The organism is Cupriavidus metallidurans CH34 (genome assembly GCF_000196015.1).
Classification (GTDB): Bacteria; Pseudomonadota; Gammaproteobacteria; order Burkholderiales; family Burkholderiaceae; genus Cupriavidus; species Cupriavidus metallidurans.
The window spans coordinates 865,888-882,088 of record NC_007974.2 but is presented as its reverse complement, the minus strand read 5'-3'; the positions used below and the strand labels follow the sequence as shown (position 1 = coordinate 882,088).

17 protein-coding genes are annotated in these 16,201 nt (G+C 61.8%); 14 read left to right on the top strand and 3 right to left on the bottom strand.

The features are described 5' to 3' along the window. Nucleotides 1–11: 11 nt before the first annotated feature. From RMET_RS22130 to RMET_RS32695, 4 genes are all read left to right on the top strand, one after another. Nucleotides 12–1,022: an AraC family transcriptional regulator gene (locus tag RMET_RS22130; RefSeq protein ID WP_011518781.1), complete on the top strand. Its 1,011-nt coding sequence runs from the start codon at nucleotides 12–14 to the stop codon at nucleotides 1,020–1,022. A 13-nt stretch (nucleotides 1,023–1,035) separates the two neighbouring features. Then, nucleotides 1,036–1,707, top strand: a complete 672-nt coding sequence (locus RMET_RS22125) for an NAD(P)H-binding protein (RefSeq protein WP_011518780.1) — start codon at nucleotides 1,036–1,038, stop codon at nucleotides 1,705–1,707. Nucleotides 1,708–1,879: 172 nt separating this feature from the next. Then, the gene (locus tag RMET_RS22120; RefSeq protein ID WP_011518779.1) at nucleotides 1,880–2,743 is read left to right on the top strand and encodes an oxidoreductase; all 864 of its coding nucleotides are present in this window, start codon (nucleotides 1,880–1,882) and stop codon (nucleotides 2,741–2,743) included. A gap of 548 nt (nucleotides 2,744–3,291) precedes the next feature. Next, nucleotides 3,292–3,576: a septal ring lytic transglycosylase RlpA family protein gene (locus RMET_RS32695; RefSeq protein ID WP_011518778.1), complete on the top strand. Its 285-nt coding sequence runs from the start codon at nucleotides 3,292–3,294 to the stop codon at nucleotides 3,574–3,576. A gap of 118 nt (nucleotides 3,577–3,694) precedes the next feature. Here the strand turns inward: RMET_RS32695 and RMET_RS22110 are convergent, their stop codons facing one another. Continuing rightward, nucleotides 3,695–4,684 (bottom strand): Bug family tripartite tricarboxylate transporter substrate binding protein, encoded by a 990-nt coding sequence (locus RMET_RS22110; RefSeq protein ID WP_029310133.1) that lies wholly within the window; start codon nucleotides 4,682–4,684, stop codon nucleotides 3,695–3,697. 199 nt (nucleotides 4,685–4,883) lie between these two features. Between RMET_RS22110 and RMET_RS22105 the strand changes: the two genes are divergently transcribed. The 4 genes from RMET_RS22105 (at nucleotide 4,884) to RMET_RS33675 (ending at nucleotide 6,563) form a co-directional block, all read left to right on the top strand. Next, nucleotides 4,884–5,234: a VOC family protein gene (locus tag RMET_RS22105; RefSeq protein WP_029310132.1), complete on the top strand. Its 351-nt coding sequence runs from the start codon at nucleotides 4,884–4,886 to the stop codon at nucleotides 5,232–5,234. Nucleotides 5,235–5,770: 536 nt separating this feature from the next. After that, entirely contained in the window at nucleotides 5,771–5,914 is a 144-nt protein-coding gene (locus RMET_RS22100; RefSeq protein ID WP_008652347.1) for an entericidin A/B family lipoprotein, read from the top strand. 44 nt (nucleotides 5,915–5,958) lie between these two features. Next, nucleotides 5,959–6,123: a hypothetical protein gene (locus RMET_RS33680; protein WP_155877865.1), complete on the top strand. Its 165-nt coding sequence runs from the start codon at nucleotides 5,959–5,961 to the stop codon at nucleotides 6,121–6,123. A gap of 143 nt (nucleotides 6,124–6,266) precedes the next feature. Continuing rightward, nucleotides 6,267–6,563, top strand: coding sequence for a BON domain-containing protein (locus RMET_RS33675; protein WP_029310131.1), 297 nt, complete (start codon nucleotides 6,267–6,269; stop codon nucleotides 6,561–6,563). Nucleotides 6,564–7,247: 684 nt separating this feature from the next. On the opposite strand, the gene RMET_RS22090 is transcribed toward RMET_RS33675, so the two are convergent. Further along, the gene (locus tag RMET_RS22090; protein WP_011518774.1) at nucleotides 7,248–8,114 is read right to left on the bottom strand and encodes a LysR family transcriptional regulator; all 867 of its coding nucleotides are present in this window, start codon (nucleotides 8,112–8,114) and stop codon (nucleotides 7,248–7,250) included. Between the two features lie 155 nt (nucleotides 8,115–8,269). Between RMET_RS22090 and RMET_RS22085 the strand changes: the two genes are divergently transcribed. From RMET_RS22085 to RMET_RS22060, 6 genes are all read left to right on the top strand, one after another. Further along, nucleotides 8,270–9,304 (top strand): NAD(P)H-quinone oxidoreductase, encoded by a 1,035-nt coding sequence (locus tag RMET_RS22085; protein ID WP_011518773.1) that lies wholly within the window; start codon nucleotides 8,270–8,272, stop codon nucleotides 9,302–9,304. Nucleotides 9,305–9,956: 652 nt separating this feature from the next. Then, on the top strand, nucleotides 9,957–10,343 hold the full coding sequence (locus RMET_RS22080) for a DoxX family protein (protein WP_011518772.1): 387 nt from the start codon (nucleotides 9,957–9,959) through the stop codon (nucleotides 10,341–10,343). Nucleotides 10,344–10,351: 8 nt separating this feature from the next. Then, nucleotides 10,352–12,538: an FUSC family protein gene (locus RMET_RS22075; protein WP_011518771.1), complete on the top strand. Its 2,187-nt coding sequence runs from the start codon at nucleotides 10,352–10,354 to the stop codon at nucleotides 12,536–12,538. A gap of 7 nt (nucleotides 12,539–12,545) precedes the next feature. Continuing rightward, nucleotides 12,546–13,997 carry an efflux transporter outer membrane subunit gene (locus tag RMET_RS22070; protein WP_011518770.1) on the top strand — a complete coding sequence of 484 codons (1,452 nt, stop codon included), beginning with the start codon at nucleotides 12,546–12,548 and terminating at the stop codon, nucleotides 13,995–13,997. A 20-nt stretch (nucleotides 13,998–14,017) separates the two neighbouring features. Then, nucleotides 14,018–14,218, top strand: coding sequence for a DUF1656 domain-containing protein (locus RMET_RS22065; RefSeq protein ID WP_029310130.1), 201 nt, complete (start codon nucleotides 14,018–14,020; stop codon nucleotides 14,216–14,218). 17 nt (nucleotides 14,219–14,235) lie between these two features. Further along, a complete protein-coding gene (locus tag RMET_RS22060; protein WP_029310129.1) occupies nucleotides 14,236–15,111 on the top strand; it encodes an efflux RND transporter periplasmic adaptor subunit in 876 nt (291 codons plus the stop codon). A gap of 51 nt (nucleotides 15,112–15,162) precedes the next feature. On the opposite strand, the gene RMET_RS22055 is transcribed toward RMET_RS22060, so the two are convergent. Then, entirely contained in the window at nucleotides 15,163–16,188 is a 1,026-nt protein-coding gene (locus tag RMET_RS22055; RefSeq protein ID WP_011518767.1) for a Bug family tripartite tricarboxylate transporter substrate binding protein, read from the bottom strand. Nucleotides 16,189–16,201: the final 13 nt, after the last annotated feature.

Here is a 16,201-nt window from a genome sequence, read left to right as displayed (position 1 = left end):
ATGAGCACCCCATGAGGCGCAGCCAAACTTTTTCCCTGGACATAGGGTGGCAGCCCTTGCTAAAGGACTTCGGCCTACGACCGGATCAAATTCTCCGCAGGGCGGGGCTTCCCGAAGACATGCTTTCCCGCGGCGAGCGAGGCCTGACCACCGACGAGTGGTTCCGTTTCTGGCGTGCCCTGGAGACCGAAGCAGCGGACACCATGTTTCCATTGCGCATCGTCGAAGTAATTGCGGCGGAGTCTTTCGATCCGCCGCTGTTCGCAGCCCTATGCAGCGCCAATCTGATGCAGGCGGTACAGCGCCTTGCCAAATACAAGCAACTTGTCGCTCCCATGAGCCTGGAGGTGGACGTGGGAACGTCGAGCGAGCTAACAGTGTCGCCCCGCTGGCTGTCGATTCAGGCCGATGTACCGTATTCCTTGCAGGTGGCCGAGATCGCGTTCTTCCTGCGATTGACCCGCCTCGGGACCCGCGAGCCCATCAAGGCATTGCGGGTGGTACTTCCCCAACTGCCGCCGAACGCCTACGTCCGGCGTTTCGAGAAGTTCTTCGGCGCACCTGTTACACCGGGGGAAAGTCCAAGCGTCACATTCTCTGCCGAAGATGCCTTGCGTCCGTTTCTCACAGTGAACGAAGGCATGTGGCGGGTGTTCGAGCCTGACCTGCGCCGCCGGCTCAGCGAACTCGACGCAACAGCGGCAACGGCGGAGCGCGTGCGCGCCGTCCTGTTGGAACTGCTGCCGAGCAACGCCGCCACCATCGAGAAGGCTGCCGAGCGTCTGGGCATGAGCAAGCGTACGCTGCAGCGTCGCCTTGAAGACGAGGGCGAGAACTTTCGCGCCTTGGTCAATGCCACGCGAGAACGCCTGGCCCGCCACTATCTGGGGAATACCAAGATGTCCAGCGGCGAGATCGCCTTCCTCCTCGGCTTCGAGGATCCCAACTCCTTTTATCGCGCATTCCAGGAATGGACCGGGCAAACGCCTGACAGCGCCCGTCGTGCCATGCACCTGAACTGAGGAGACGCACACCTTGTCCACGCCTATCGATCAACGCAAGGTGCTGCTGGCCGGCGCCACCGGACTCGTGGGAGGCCTGATGCTTCAGGCTCTGCTGGCGGACCCGACCGTCGCGCAGGTGCATGCCCTGAGCCGTCGCCCATTGCGCATCCGCCATCCCAGGCTTCAGGTCCATATCGTGGATTTCAGCCGGTTGCCCGCGCTCCCGCAGGCCGACGAGGTGTATCTGGCGCTCGGCACCACGATCAAGGTGGCGGGCAGTCAAGCGGCGTTCCGCGCTGTCGACCTGGAGGCCAATCTGGCTGTAGCCAAGGCCGCGTTTGCCGCGGGGGCCAGTCGCGCAGGTCTGGTCAGTGCGGTTGGCGCAAACGCGAAGTCCTCCACGTTCTACAGCCGCGTCAAGGGTGAATTGGAGGACGCCCTCAGGTCGTTGGGGCTGACGACGCTGGTGATCGGGCGACCGTCGCTGCTGCTGGATTCTCGGGATGGACTGCAGCAACCGCCGCGCATCGGTGAACAGATTGCCATCCCGATCGCGAAGCTGCTGGCTCCCCTGCTACCCGGAGCCTATCGGCCAGTGCATGCACGCGCAGTCGCGCTGTCACTGGTCAAGACCGTGCCTGCAACCGAGGGGGTGGTCATTCTGTCTTCCAGCATGCTCGCCAGCATTGGCAGCGAGCCCTGAGCACGACGGGGACCATGCCTTGACGCCACTCGCGAGGCGTTTGGCGCTTTTTGCTTGAATCGTGGCGCCGATCGCTAGAGGCCCAACGCCGCTCGATGCGTACAGTCAATGGCAAGGAAGGCGAACCGAATCCGGGCCGCCTTCCACCTCAACCCCATCAGGAAAAGTCACCATGCATTCCAAAGTTGCTCTCGTGACGGGCGCTTCTTCCGGTATTGGCGAAGCCACCGCACTCAAGCTTCTCGCCCAGGGCTACACGGTCTACGCGGCCGCGCGTCGCGTGGAGCGGATGCGCAGCCAGGCCGACGCCGGTGTCCACGTGCTAGCGATGGACGTGACGGACGACGCCGTGATGCGGGCAGGCATAGAGGAGATCATCGCCAAGTCGGGCCGCCTCGACGTGTTGGTCAATAACGCCGGCTATGGTGCCTATGGTGCGATCGAGGACGTGCCGCTGGACGAAGCGCGCGCCCAGTTCGATGTCAACGTGTTCGGTGCCGTGCGCTTGATCCAGTTGGCGCTGCCACATATGCGCGCGCAGCGATCTGGCACCATCGTCAACATCACCTCGATGGGCGGCAAGATCCACACGCCTATGGGTGCCTGGTACCACGGCACCAAGTTCGCGCTGGAGGCGATCAGTGACTGCCTGCGCATGGAAGTGGAGCCCTTCGGCATTGACGTGGTGGTGATTGAGCCGGGCGGGATCAAGACGGAGTGGGCCGGCATTGCAGCGGAAAACCTGCTGAAGGTATCCGGCACGGGCTCGTATGCGCCCCAGGCCAGCGCGATGGCAAAGTTGATGATCAACGAGGCCAACGGCAATCGTCAGTCGCCACCCCAACTGATTGCAGAGACTATCGCAAAGGCTGTCAATGCCGCTCGTCCAAAGACACGTTACGCCGTCGGCTTCGGTGCCCGGCCCATGATTCTCATGCGACGCCTGCTGTCAGATCGCGCGTTCGATAGTCTCATGCGCATGGCTGCCAGAATGCCCCGCAGTGCGCAGCGGCGCTCGTGCGGCGCAGCCAGTTGAGTGAGGACAGACACGATTACGCCAAGGCGTTGAAACACGCGCAGCAGTTGCCGGCTCGACCGATTCCACGAACCCGCGTATATGGCGCTAGTGCGCCTGCATGGGCAGAATCACGATCTGGGACCCGCTTTGCGCGCCTATCGTAGCTGCGTGGAGACGGCGCGGAGCACGCGGGGAACAGCGATCGGCGTTCGCGTCTATCTGCTGCGATAGCCCGAATCCCGAGCAGCTCCGGGCTAATACGGGCCCTTTGGACCACATTTGACCGACAGCCCAGAAACCAGCCTGTCGTTGGGTCCGACCTTAAGGGGTGTCGGCCTGTCACCTAGAATATTCTCAAGGTATTGCGTAACCCGGCCGCGCCGCCAACGCAAGCTACTGGAGACCGTTAGAGCCACATCTCAATCACTGACGGGTGGTCCATGGTGCTATTACTTCGCTATCTGGGAGTCTTGGGAATCTGCGGCTTGTTCACTGCATGCGGAGAGATTCCGTCCAGGCATGCCACGTGCGGCGCTGATTCCTGTCGCCCTCGGCACGAGCACGAGATGCTGCAATCCGGCGAGGCGTCATGGTACTCGGCAACGTTCCAGGGGCATCTGACCGCAAACGGAGAACGCTACGATAGCAGCGCCCTGACTGCCGCCCATCGAACATTACCGCTCGGCAGCCATGTGCGCGTCAGATCGTTGGCTACCGGAAAATCGGTTGTCGTTCGCATCAACGATCGCGGACCATACGTCAACGGCCGAATTATCGATCTCTCTTATGCTGCGGCGGAAGCGTTGGGATTGCCAGATGCGCGGTCGATGCGGGTGGAGATTGAGCGTTGATTTGCTTTGAGTGCGGATTCAACCAGCGAAGGCAACGCACTAAACGCGCGGCCCTCACATGATTGAGGCAATGCGGTGGTCGGGCGCGCACGAGACCACCGCTTTACCACCTGCCATATCAGTCGATTCGCGCGCCCGATGCCTTGACGGCCTGTCCCCACCGCTTCTGCTCGCTGGCGATCGTCGCCGCAAAGGCGTCCGGCGACTGCCACGCTGGTTCGGCCCCCTGGAATTCAAGCTTGGCCTTCGTATCTGGGTCCGCCAGCACGGTACGCAGCGCGGCCGACAGCTTGTCGACAATGTCCTTCGGGGTGCCGGCCGGTGCCAGCACCCCGTAGAAGCCCACCACCTCGAATCCCTTCAGGCCGGCTTCTTCCATTGTCGGCACATCGGGCAGCGCCGGCGATCGTTTGCCCGACGTTACCGCCAGCGCGCGTACCTTGCCCCCTTTGATGTACTGGGTGAACAACGGAATGGAGTCGGCCATCATCTCCGCCTGGCCACCCATCACGTCCGTCAGTGCCGGCGCGCTACCTTTGTAAGGGATATGAACGATGAACGTGCCCGATGCCTGCTTGAACATCTCCGGCATCAGATGCGAGATACCGCCATTGCCGCCCGATGCAAAATTCAGCTTGCCCGGATTCGCCTTCGCATAGGCGATGAATTCCTTCAGATTCTTTGCGGGCACGTTGTTGTTGACGACCATCACCAGCGGAATCAGCGCGGTACGCGCCACGGGGGCAAAGTCCTTCGGCATGCTGTAGGGCAGCTTGGGATAGATCGCATTATTGATCGTCATCTGGCCCGTATTGGCAATCAGCAACGTGTAGCCATCCGGCGCGGACTTGGCGACGTTGTCCGATCCGATATTGCCGGCGGCGCCGGCCTTGTAGTCGAGCACGACCGACTGCCCGAGAATGGGCTGCAATTTTTCGGCGAGAATGCGCGCGTGCGTATCGACCGGCCCGCCCGGCGGAAAGCCCACCACCATCCGGATTGGCTTCTCTGGCCACGCCCCATGCGCGGCGCCCGCGGCAAACGCCAGTGGGGTCAGGGCCAGAGTGGCAAGGGCGTGCAGGACACGGCGGGCAACAGGCATCGTCATTTTTCTCTCTCCAGATACGGCCACGCTCTGCGAGGCGTGGATCGGTCCGGTATTGTGACGTTTATATGACATATTTGTGAAGCCCCTGAGCCGCATCCCAACTGGCATGCCAACCACACGAGAACAGTTCCGCGTCTTGACTTGCGCGCCCGCTTCTGGTCATTGGCAGCCAGGCCTAATAAACCAGAAGGAGTGCAATTTGAAAGTCAAACGTGTAGTGGCCAATATTGAAGTCGCTGATGTAACGCGTGCTCGCGCCTTCTATCACGATGTTCTTGGCCTTGAGCTCCTGATGGACCACGGGTGGATTCGAACCTACGGCTCGCAATCTGAAATGACTATTCAAGTCAGTTTTGCAACAGAGGGCGGATCCGGCGCGCCTGTGCCGGACCTGTCAATTGAAGTGGACGACGCGGACGAGGCGCACCGGCGTATGCGAGATGCAGGCTTTTCCATTGAACATGGGCCAGTCGACGAGCCTTGGGGCGTGCGCAGGTTCTTCGTCCGAGACCCCTACGGAAAGCTGGTCAACATCCTCGCTCACACGTAGCCGCATGTGCAGATGCCAGCGTGGAGCGGTCATGAACTGTGAGGCGAAGCAGGCCGCGATTTCCGCTTTGTGCAGATGTCTGCCAAACAGAACGCTCCAACTTTCGACGCTCCACCTTTCGATATTCGCAGTTTTGTTCTAGGTGGATTCCATCGATACCGATGTCGGAGTTCCTCCAATCTTGGAGCGCGGCGAGAGCCAGTAGTCGCTTTGAAGCACCATATCGCAGCGCCGCACGGCGCCTGCGCCTGCGCCTGCGCCTCTCGCGGCGCTGCGATAGCCGCAGGTGTTCCTAAGGTTCTCGAAGAGCGTGCGTCCTTATGATCTGCGCGAGCGAAACCGATGCGATCGCTCATATGGAACGTTCCAATGCGGGGTTGCCAATTGAGGAATTGCCCATTGCGCTGCCCGCCGACACCGATGTAGGACGAATGCTGACTGCTCGCACAGTTTCTTGCTTGCTACGCTCAATTAACCAGTCCGGGCTAATCCATCAGCGGGGCGTGCCCGCGTCGAAAGGAAGCAAGGAGATCGTCATGAGGAAACTGTACGCACTTATCACTCTCGCAGGCATGCTGTTGATCGCTGGCTGCAACACCATTTCAGGCGCGGGCAAGGACATCGAACGCGGCGGCGAGAAGGTGCAGGGCGCCGCGGAGAGCACAAAGCAGAAGATGTAGTGTGCTGACAGGTCAGCTGCTTCGTCGCCAAGGAGAAAGACACCATGAGCGAAGAACCATCGCGATCGTCTATGAGCGCCATACGCCGTGATCCGGAGAAGTCGGATATGCAGCGCGCGGGCAGCGCCATCCAGGAGCACGCGCCGCTGACTGACTTTCGGTACGGCAGTCATTGCGGCGTGGAACGTGGCGTAGACGTGGCAGATTAACTACAGACGGGCCTGTCGAGCGAAAGCACCTTGTCTCACCCCTATCACGTACGGTTCGGTGGCAAGCAACCCGAGGGCGTAGAAAGCTACAGCATGTACTGCATGGGCCCAGGCAGCAGAGCGCCGCGCCGGAGTTCGAGGGGATGCCCGCGCCCGTTCCTGCAGTGCTGGGGCTGAACGTTACGGACTCAATCGGCGACACGGTGCTGCCTCAGTCTGACTCGTATCTCGTTGTTGTCCTCGACGAACGCTTCGCGCAGACGGTTGATGCGGGTACGGTACGTGCAGAGGCGCACGACGGCATCGTGACATTGCGAGGCACAGTACGTGACGCCGCAACGTGCACGATCCTGGAAACCGAGGCTCGCAACTGCCCCGGCATCAAGGCCGTTCACAGCGAGTTACTGGCACGAAACAGGTCGCGGACAAACAGGGGATAGCCACCAGCGCGGAGGCGCATGTGCTGTTCGGAGTGGTCGCGGCGATCAGCATGACCCTCGACGCAGGAATTGATGCGAGATTGATGCGCAGACGGTGAGCACCCGGTCGGATCCGGCGAATAATCACCCGACGAAGCCGGTTTTCAATTCGCCGGTAAGGGACCTCCGCCGATTGCGTGCCGATCGGCATCTACTGGCGAACCGCACGGTATTAAATCGGAACGTCCACCATCTGGATTGATCCGTCAATTGAATGTCACTGTGGACTCTTTGGCCAAGGTCCGCAGATGGCCGATAGCTACCTTCGGCGGCCGTGTCATGCGGCCCCTGAGGGAAGCAGCGCCCCTATGTCCGCGTTCGGCCATGAGGCAACATCCGCCCATCTGGTCGGCCGGACGCTCAGACGTCGGCACTGCGCTGCAATCGGTCACTGGGCCCTGAACGCCGAGCCTTACTTACTCGGCAATTCCGGCCAGTCGGTTGCGTTGGCCAGATATCGAGTCCGGCATCCCACGCAGAGGATCGCATTCAAACCTGATCCCCACGTTTTGCCATTGCCTTGACCAGAAAACTGGAGTCGTCGCTGCGGGTTCCGTGGTTGCACGTCGCCGCCCAAAAGCAATTCGTCCCCATGCACAGCCGCATCGGAAAGACATCCGTCGTAACGAGGCCGCGCCTGCGCTGCTATCGACCGAACGCCAGGACGATCTCGTCGATCGTCACGCGGACGCGCGCGGTGTGCCGCAGATCCTGATGCGTTACGAGCCAGACCTCATACGGTGCACCGCTAGTGCGGTCTGGCCAGATCCGCACGAGACCATCGCGTTCGCCCATCGGAACGGGAATCTCGCTGATGCCGAGGCCGGCCTTGAGTGCCGCGCGCAGAGTCAGGTTCGTGTTCAGTCTTGCGGCGATACGGCCATCCGTCAGCGGTTCTCCAATGAACGACGGCGCGCGCGCCTTGGCGAAATGCGGCTGATAGACGACAAGATCGTGCCCCAGGAATCGCTCCCCGGGTACTGGTTCGCCGTGGCGCCGGATATAGGCTGGCGAGGCAAACAGCCCCACGTCCCAGCTCGCAAGACGACGCGCGAGCAGATCCGGGTTTCGCGGCTTGACGGTTCGCACCGCGATATCGGCTTCACGCTTCGCGAGATTGAGGACATGCGTCGTCGTGTCGAGGACCACCGATACGTCGGGGTGCTGTGCATGCAGGCTCTCGATCGCCGGCACCACGTACTCCTGCGCTAGTGCGTCCGTCGTCGAGAGCTTCACCTCGCCGGCGAGGCGCTTGTCCATGCCTTGAGTGTGGCGCACTAGATCGTGCGCGGACTGCTCCATCGCCTCCGCGGCGCGGATCGCGAGCTTGCCGACCTGTGTGAGCTCATAGCCATTCGAGGTGCGCAGGAATAGGGTCGAGCCAAGTGCATGCTCGAGCACCGCAAGCCTGCGGCCTACCGTCGCCTGGTCGATGTCGAGCGCGCGGGCGGCGGCGCGCAACGTCCGTTCCCGATAGAGCGCAACGAAGATGCGCGCGTCGTCCCAGTTCATGTCGCCTCCCGCATGATGCAAATTTGCATCATACGACCAGCAAATCGCTGCGTGTCAAAGGACCGGCAGCCTCCCTACACTTTGCTTCAACGATGCACCGATCAAGCAAGTTGCTCGAATCCGCAGTGCATCCGGCATTTTGAAAGGATGAACTCATGACACACGCAACGCATACCATTCCTGCAGCAATGGTCGCAATCGAGATCACGCAACCAGGGGGGCCCGATGTTCTTGCGCCGGTGCAGCGGCCAGTTCCCGTGCCGGCAGCCGACGAAGTATTGATCCGCATTCATGCCGCCGGCGTGAACGGCCCCGATGTCATGCAGCGCAGGGGCTTGTATGATCCGCCACCGGGTGCCTCGGACATCCCCGGACTCGAAGTCGCAGGCGAGATCGTGTCCGTCGGGCGCGACGTGATCCGGTTCGCAGTAGGCGACCTCGTCTGCGCACTGGTCCCGGGCGGCGGCTACGCGGAGTACGCAGTCGCGCATGAGAGCAATACGCTGACGATTCCGGAGGGTCTCTCAATGGTTGAGGCAGCTGCGCTGCCGGAGACCTTTCTAACGGTATGGCTGAATCTGTTCCAGCGCGGCAAGTTCTCGGCAGGCGAAAGCGTGCTTATCCACGGCGGCGCATCCGGGATCGGCACCACGGCGACGATGCTTGCAAAAGCGTTTGGCGCATCAAAGATCATCACGACAGTCGGCTCCGATACCCAGCGCGACGCGAGCATTGCGCTGGGCGCCGATGTCGCCGTGGATTACCGCAACGAGGATTTCGTCGAGGCGGTAGCACGCGCGACGGACGGGCGTGGCGTCGACGTGGTTGTCGATATCATTGCCGGCGACTACGTCGCGCGCAATTACGCAGCGGCTGCGATGGACGGCCGCATTGTCCAGATCGGCGTGATCAAGGGTCCGGCGCAGTCACTCGACTTATTCCCGATGCTGGCGAAGCGTCTCACGCACATCGGCTCAACGCTGCGCTCGCGCACACACGAGGAAAAGGCGGTGTTGATCGAGGATCTCGAACAATCTGTTTTTCCGCACATTCGGCGCGGCGCGGTGAAGCCAGTTATGTACAAGACCTTCGATCTCGGCGATGCGCGCCGCGCGCATGAGCTGATGGACTCAGGCACGCACATCGGCAAGATTGTGCTGACGACCCAAGCGGCGCACAGCGCTCCATAAGCGTTTTCCAGCCCTCCCCGGTACCACGGTACCGCAAGCAACGTCGAGCATCTGCATCGCGATACCGGTGCGACCTATTGCTGATCGAGTAGGTGCTATGGTCGCGCCGGCCCATCGGTAAAGGGGCGGCCTTCCCCAGAGTTTCGCTGGCGTGTTCTACAGACACCGATCGACCGCTATCGCGCGGCGTCCGGCGCACACTCGGAAACGGCCTTTTGTTCGCCAGTATTGCAACAGGCCACAAAGGGTCGTTCAGGGACGGCCGCGACATGGAGGTGTTGCATCGATCCATTGAATCCACATACCGATTCTGGTCCTTGAGGTACTCCTTTCAACAGCCACGGAAAGAAGCTCGCGCGTGTCTCAAGAATGGGCCGAAGAGCAGATGAATTGGTTGGTTTGACCTCGCCGTGAGACTCCTAACGCGCCGGGGTGGCGGGTACAAGGCTATCGCTCCGCGAGCCGGCCAAGCCTGCCGTCTGCGCCGAATCCCATTCTCGCCTTGCAGAGGACAAGGCGGCCCATGCGTTCTACCACATCGAACAGCGAGTTCTGCCTCCGCCTCTCACACTGAACAGATGGTCTCGCCTATCCTGAACAAGCTTGCCGCGCTCGCGCCGAGCGGAACAGGCAGACTTTTCCGGAGACTCGCGTGTCTGACTACTACCTTTTTGCCGGCCGACTGTTCATTGCGGTTATGTACGTGCTTAGTGGCGCCAACAAGCTCCTTTTCTTCAGTCATGGGCTGGACGAGGTCAAATCGCGCAACCTGCCGTTCCCGCAACTAGCGCTGTCCGCTACGATTGCCGTCCAGCTCATTTGTGGGCTGGCCATCATGGCAGGATTCCAGACCACGACGGCGTCGCTCTTGCTGGCGCTATTCACGCTAGCGACGGCGGTGCTCTTCTATGATTTCTGGAACCAGGAGGGTGCGCAGCGTACGCTCATGTTCACCGGGTTCCTGGAACACATCAGCATCATTGGAGGTTTCGCCCTGCTGATGGGTGCTGGGCCCGGAAAATTTGTGCTGCTTCCCTAGGTTCCGACATGGAAGCAGAGGCGCTTCGGGCAGACGTGGCGACGGACAGACTGACCAGTGCATTGCGTGCATACTGGCAAGCCGATGCCGGCCGCTGGCTCCATGCCGCCAAGACCGCGCTAGCCGTGCTCATGGCCACTTGGCTAAGTATGCGACTGGAGTTATCAGCACCGCGCACCGCCATGGTTTCGGTGGTGATTCTGATGATGCATCAGCACAGCGGCATGGTGTTTGCCAGGGGTTTCTACCGCGCTGCGGGCATGCTCGTGGGCAACTTGGCGGCCTTGATGCTGTTCCATGCCTTTCCACAAGAGCGGGTGTTGTTCTTTGCCGGCCTGTCCGTCTGGATCGGCCTGTGCGTGGCTGGCGCAGCCTACTATCGCAACTACCAGTCTTACGGCTTTGTGCTGTCGGGCTATGCCACCTGCATAGCCGCAGTGCCTTCGATCAACAATCCCTACGCCATCTTTGACAACGTGGTTGTCAGCCTCAGCGAGGTGTCGGTGGGGATCCTCTGCGCGGGCCTGGTGAGCGGTCTGGTCTTTCCACAACGAGTGAAGGCGATGCTGCTCAGCGCGGGGCACCAACATCTGACAAGCTTCATCAGCTTTATCCGACAGGCCGTTGGCGGGGGTGAGTCCGGGGACGCTCTTGGGTTAGCCCACCTTCGCCTGATGGGCGAGCGGGCCCAGCTAGAGAGCCTGCGGAGCGCCACCGTATTCGAGGACCCGGAGATGCGGGCGAACAACGCCCTGATGATCCGCCTGAACCACGATTTCCTGGATGCCATCGCGCGGTTCCACAGCATTCACCAACTGCAGGCGCGCGTCGCGAAGGTGGCGGATCATCGTGCCGGAGAGGCGCTCCACGCATTGTTCGAGCGTCTGCTTGCCATCCTGCCCAACGCTGAGCCAGGGTCCCGTCTGAGCCTGGCACAAGTCCACGATTTTCATGCGGGCCTGCAGGCCCTTCGGGCCGAACTGCCGGCGCACATCATGTCCACAAGAACGTCCTTGTCGGACGCTTCGCCCGCCACGCGCGACCGCTTTTCTGCTGGTGCACTCTTCTTCGAAGACGGCATGGCCGACCTGCTTGCGTTCACCGGCAGCTTTATCGCGATACGCTCACAACATTTCCCCGGCACAGCGCCCGCCAGCGACAGCCGCCCTGACAAGCTGCCGAACTCCGCCAATCGCGCGTTTGCCATCGCATCCGGCGTGCGCGCTGCTGTTGCCATCCTGGCCTGCTCGTGGCTTTGGATCGCCTCGGGCTGGAACAATGGCGGCTCCGCGCTTATCGCGGCGACCATCGCCATCGCCCTCTACTCGGTCATGCCGCAACCCACCACCGTTGCCAGGCACATGCTGATCGGTTGCCTGACGGCCTGGGTGGCTGGCATGGCGTTCAACTTTGTCATCTTGCCGCGGGTCGACGGTTTCCCGCTGCTGGCAGTCTGCCTGGCGCCGATCATCCTTGCAGGCAGCTATCTAGGAACCTTCCCGGCGACTGCAACCATCGGACTTGGATTCGGCATCTACTTTTGCTTTCTGACGAACCTGACAAACCCTGCGCTCTACAACCCAGTGGGCTATCTGGACGCCGGCCTCGCAACACTGATGGGCATCGGAATGGCTTCACTGGCGTTCGCCACCATCGTGCCCACCGGCAGCCGCTGGCTGGCTGATCGGTACTTGCGCCAGTTGCGTGCGCTCGTGGCCTCGAGGGTCTGCTATGGCTCCCTGAGGGGCCTACGCCTCACCTTCGAAAGCAATATCCGCGACTTCGTCCAGTATGCCGGCACGCGGGCTGGCAGCGGCAGGTTCAGTCAGGAGACGCTGTTGAAGTGGTCCTTCGCCACGCTAGAGATCGGCCTGGCTGTGATCGACATACGGGAAGCCGTGGTGCGGCATGTCATGCCGGGACCGTGGCAAGAGCAGCAGGACCTGTTGCTAGCGGCCATCTCCGGCTTGTTTCGGAATCCTTCGACTCAAGCCCTGGAGCAGGCGCTCGGTGCGATCGATCAGGTGATCAATGAAACAGCGGCGTCCGTTGACTGGGCTGGCGGTGCGTCCGGTGTGCTCACAGCCGGCCCGGCCCGAGTGCGTGCCCAGTTGCATGTCATCCGACTTACCCTGCTGGACAGCGCATTTCCGCTTGTCGACTCGCTCGCAGGAGCGGCTACGCACCCTGTTTGAGTTGTCCATGGTATTCGCTGCCCCCCCCGCTCGTCTCGTTTCCTGCTGCTGCGCGGCTGCCCTGGCGTTGGCCGGCTGCGCCGATACGGGCGGGATCGCTCCAGCGTCCACGCTCATCGATGCTGCCAGCGTTGACCCCGGAACGGCATTGCGCGCCACCCAGGGCGATGCAGGCTGGCCACAATTAGCCTGGTGGAAACGCATGGGGGACCCGAACCTGGATGCGTTGGTGACGCAATCTGTTGGCGGCAATCCTGATATGCGCATTGCACTGGCCCGTGGCCAACTGGCCGAAAGCGCAGCCCGCATAGCCGGCGCGGCGACTGAACCTGGCATAAGCACGGGCGGAGCCTTCGGCCGCACGCGCTTTCCGCGCCTGGCCACCCCGCAGCCCATCGGCGGCCATACCACTTGGAACAACCATGTCAGTGTCGATCTCGCCTACGACCTGGACCTGTGGGGCCGCAACCGCGCCATCCTTCAGGCCGCGCTGGACGGTGTCCAGGCGACGGCCGCAGAAGCCCGCACGGTCCAGATCAACCTGGAAACGTCCGTTGTGAGGGCCTATGTGGATCTGGCGCTGCAGTACGCCTTGCTCGACGTAAACCAGGCAAACCTCGTGCGTCAGCGCAATATCTATGACATCGTGCACAAGCGCGCCAGCCGCGGCCTTGCTAGCGAACTGGAGGTAAGCCAGGCGCAGACGCAGATTCCTGCGCTGCTCGCGCAAGTGCAGCAGTCCGAGCGGCAAGTCGCGCTGGCGAAAAACCAGATTGCCATCCTCAGCGGCCAGGGCCCCGGCGCGGGCGAAAGGCTCCTTCGCCCCCGCCTACTGCTGGAGACGCCGGTAGCAGTGCCGTCCTCACTACCGGCCGAACTCGTCGGGCACCGTCCCGATGTGGTGGCGCAGCGTTGGCGCGTGGAAGCCGCGGCGCACGGCATCAAAGCCGCGAAGGCCGACTTTTATCCGAACATTGACCTGGTGGCGAGCATCGGGCTGGCTTCGGCCGCATTCGGCAATTTCTTTACCTTTGTCAGCCGCGACGCAGTGGGCCACAACGTCGGCGCGGCTATCTCGCTGCCTCTGTTCGACGGTGGACGAAGACAGGGAAACTACGGCGTAGCCACTGCCAGCTATGACTTGGCGGTAGAGACCTACAACAAGACTGTCCTTGCCGCCTTCCAGAGCGTGGCAGATGAGGTGATCTCGCTGCGTTCGCTTGGGGACCAACAGCAGGATATCGAGGCATCGCTGAAATCTGCGCAGCGCGCGTATGAGCTGGCCGAGAAAGGTTACCGGGGCGGCTTCACCGATTACCTGAACGTACTCGCCACCGAAAGTGAACTCAGACGGCAGCAGCAAGCCTTGGCACTGGTGCAGGCCGCGCGGCTGGACACCTGGGCGCGCCTGATGCAGGCCCTGGGCGGGGGATTCGACGCCGCAATGGACCAAGATTGACCCAAACCGGAACCACTGCCATGCCACGCGAAATTGCCTTCTTCTCGGTGCTGATGCCATCGCTGCTACCGGTGTTCCTGGCTTGCGGCGTGCTGTACTGGATATTTGACCACCTGCTGGCACGCGCCGGAATATATCGGTTGGTATGGCATCCGGCCCTGTTCCGGGTCGCGCTATTCGCCTGCCTTTTCAGCGGCATTGGACTCCTGCTTTGGGACTGATGCGCCAGAACCGCCACATGAAACTCAATCTCCAATCCCTGCTCCGCATCCTGGCAACCTGTCTGTTGGCTACGGCTGCCATTGCCCTGGGTTATAGCCTTTGGGCCCACTACATGTACTCGCCCTGGACCCGCGACGGACGGGTACGTGCCGAAGTGATCAACATTGCCGCGGATGTCTCCGGGCTGGTGGCCCGTGTGGCCGTGCGCGACAACCAGGAGATACGCAAGGGCGACCTGCTCTTCGTCATCGATCAGGAACGATTCCGCCAGGCACTTGCACAGGCCGAGGCACAGGCCCAGGCGCGAAAGGCGGAACTCGACATGCGACATCAGCAAGCCATGCGCCGGCGCGATCTGGACAGTTCGGTGATCTCCGTCGAAAGCCGCGAAGATGTCAGCGCTCAGGAGAAGCAGGCCCTGGCCAACTACCAGGCCAGCCTGGCGGCGGTGGACACAGCCAGGCTGAACCTGCAACGCAGCGAAGTACGCTCGCCGGCGGACGGCTACGTGACCAACCTCAACCTGTATGCCGGCGACTATGTAAGCGCAGGCACCGCGCGAATGGCGGTGATCGACAAGCATTCCTATTGGGTCTATGGGTACTTTGAAGAAACCAAGCTGGCCAACGTGCAGGTCGGCGCGAAAGTGGAGGTCCGTCTGATGTCCGGTGGAGCCTCGTTGCGAGGACACGTGGAGAGCCTAGCGCGAGGCATCGCCGACCGGGACAACCCCACCGGCGCAAACCTGCTCGCCGATGTGAATCCGGTGTTCACCTGGATCCGGCTGGCGCAGCGCGTGCCGGTGCGAATACACCTCGACGAAGAGCCTGCCGGACTGCCGCTCGCGATGGGAACAACGTGCACGGTCACGGTGCAGCCGGGCAACCCGTAGGACCGGCAACGCGACGCCGCCCGCTGTCCCCGGGGCCGGCAGGCGACTTACTCAGTTCTTTAGACCGGCCAGCGCGGCGATCCGCGTGGTTTTCCGGGTCTGGTCCTCAATATAGCGTGCGAACTGCTCGGGGGTGAGCCGCATGGGCACCATGCCTTGCGCCGCGAATTTTGTCTCGACGAAATCCCGATCATTGAGGATCTCCAGGATCGTCGCGTTCAGTTTGGCCACCACCGGCTTCGGCAGCTTTGCCGGACCCAGAACACCGTAGACCGCGGAGATGTTCATCTCGCCAAAGCCGGCCTCCGTGAACGTCGGCACGTCTGGCAATGCCTGCGTGCGCTTTTCCCCGCTGACGGCCAACACCTTGAGCTTGCCCGCATCCAGGAAGCCTTGGATCGTTGGCAACGCGGGGAACGTGAACAGAATCTGGCCGCCAATGACATCGCTCACGGCCGGAGCCGAACCCTTGTACGGGACATGGGTGAGATCGGTTCCTGCCAGCTTGTTGAACAGCTCGCCCATCAGATGCGGTTGGCTGCCATTGCCGAACGAACCATAGCTGAGCGCGTGGGGCCGGTCTTTTGCGTAGGCCGTCAACGCTTTCATGGAGTTGACCGGCAGGCTAGCCGGGACGGCCATCACCAGAGGCACATAGCCAATCGTCGCGACCGGAATAAAGTCACGTGAGACGTTATACGTCAAGCCAGGCAGGACCACCGGATTGAGCACAAATGTCGCATCGTTGGTCAGCAGCAGCGTGTACCCGTCGGGCTTGGAGCGGGCCACCAGGTCCGCTCCGATGGCGGTATTGGCGCCACTCTTGTTTTCGACGATGACCTGCTGGCCTAGCTTCTCCGACATACGGTGCGCCAGTTGGCGGGCGATGATGTCGGTGGTGCCGCCCGGCGCGTAAGGCACGATCAGACGGATCGTCTGCGTGGGGTATGTCTGAGCCTGGGCAACGCCGCCACCCAACAGCCAAGCCGTGCCGAGCATTGCAAAACGCCCCGTCCAGCGGGACGAGAGAAGGATCGCAGCAGCAGAAAACCTCGCGGTCGTACGATGGGCATGCATATGGTGTCTCCTG

Excerpts from the sequence above, each read along its gene's own strand:
- RMET_RS22130 (WP_011518781.1), top strand. The coding sequence starts at position 12 with ATGAGGCGCAGCCAAACTTTTTCCCTGGACATAGGGTGGCAGCCCTTG.
- RMET_RS22120 (WP_011518779.1), top strand. The coding sequence starts at position 1,880 with ATGCATTCCAAAGTTGCTCTCGTGACGGGCGCTTCTTCCGGTATTGGC.
- RMET_RS32695 (WP_011518778.1), top strand. The coding sequence starts at position 3,292 with ATGCTGCAATCCGGCGAGGCGTCATGGTACTCGGCAACGTTCCAGGGG.
- RMET_RS22110 (WP_029310133.1), bottom strand. The coding sequence starts at position 4,684 with ATGACGATGCCTGTTGCCCGCCGTGTCCTGCACGCCCTTGCCACTCTG.
- RMET_RS22100 (WP_008652347.1), top strand. The coding sequence starts at position 5,771 with ATGAGGAAACTGTACGCACTTATCACTCTCGCAGGCATGCTGTTGATC.
- RMET_RS33680 (WP_155877865.1), top strand. The coding sequence starts at position 5,959 with ATGAGCGAAGAACCATCGCGATCGTCTATGAGCGCCATACGCCGTGAT.
- RMET_RS33675 (WP_029310131.1), top strand. The coding sequence starts at position 6,267 with ATGCCCGCGCCCGTTCCTGCAGTGCTGGGGCTGAACGTTACGGACTCA.
- RMET_RS22090 (WP_011518774.1), bottom strand. The coding sequence starts at position 8,114 with ATGAACTGGGACGACGCGCGCATCTTCGTTGCGCTCTATCGGGAACGG.
- RMET_RS22085 (WP_011518773.1), top strand. The coding sequence starts at position 8,270 with ATGACACACGCAACGCATACCATTCCTGCAGCAATGGTCGCAATCGAG.
- RMET_RS22075 (WP_011518771.1), top strand. The coding sequence starts at position 10,352 with ATGGAAGCAGAGGCGCTTCGGGCAGACGTGGCGACGGACAGACTGACC.
- RMET_RS22070 (WP_011518770.1), top strand. The coding sequence starts at position 12,546 with ATGGTATTCGCTGCCCCCCCCGCTCGTCTCGTTTCCTGCTGCTGCGCG.
- RMET_RS22065 (WP_029310130.1), top strand. The coding sequence starts at position 14,018 with ATGCCACGCGAAATTGCCTTCTTCTCGGTGCTGATGCCATCGCTGCTA.
- RMET_RS22060 (WP_029310129.1), top strand. The coding sequence starts at position 14,236 with ATGAAACTCAATCTCCAATCCCTGCTCCGCATCCTGGCAACCTGTCTG.
- RMET_RS22055 (WP_011518767.1), bottom strand. The coding sequence starts at position 16,188 with ATGCATGCCCATCGTACGACCGCGAGGTTTTCTGCTGCTGCGATCCTT.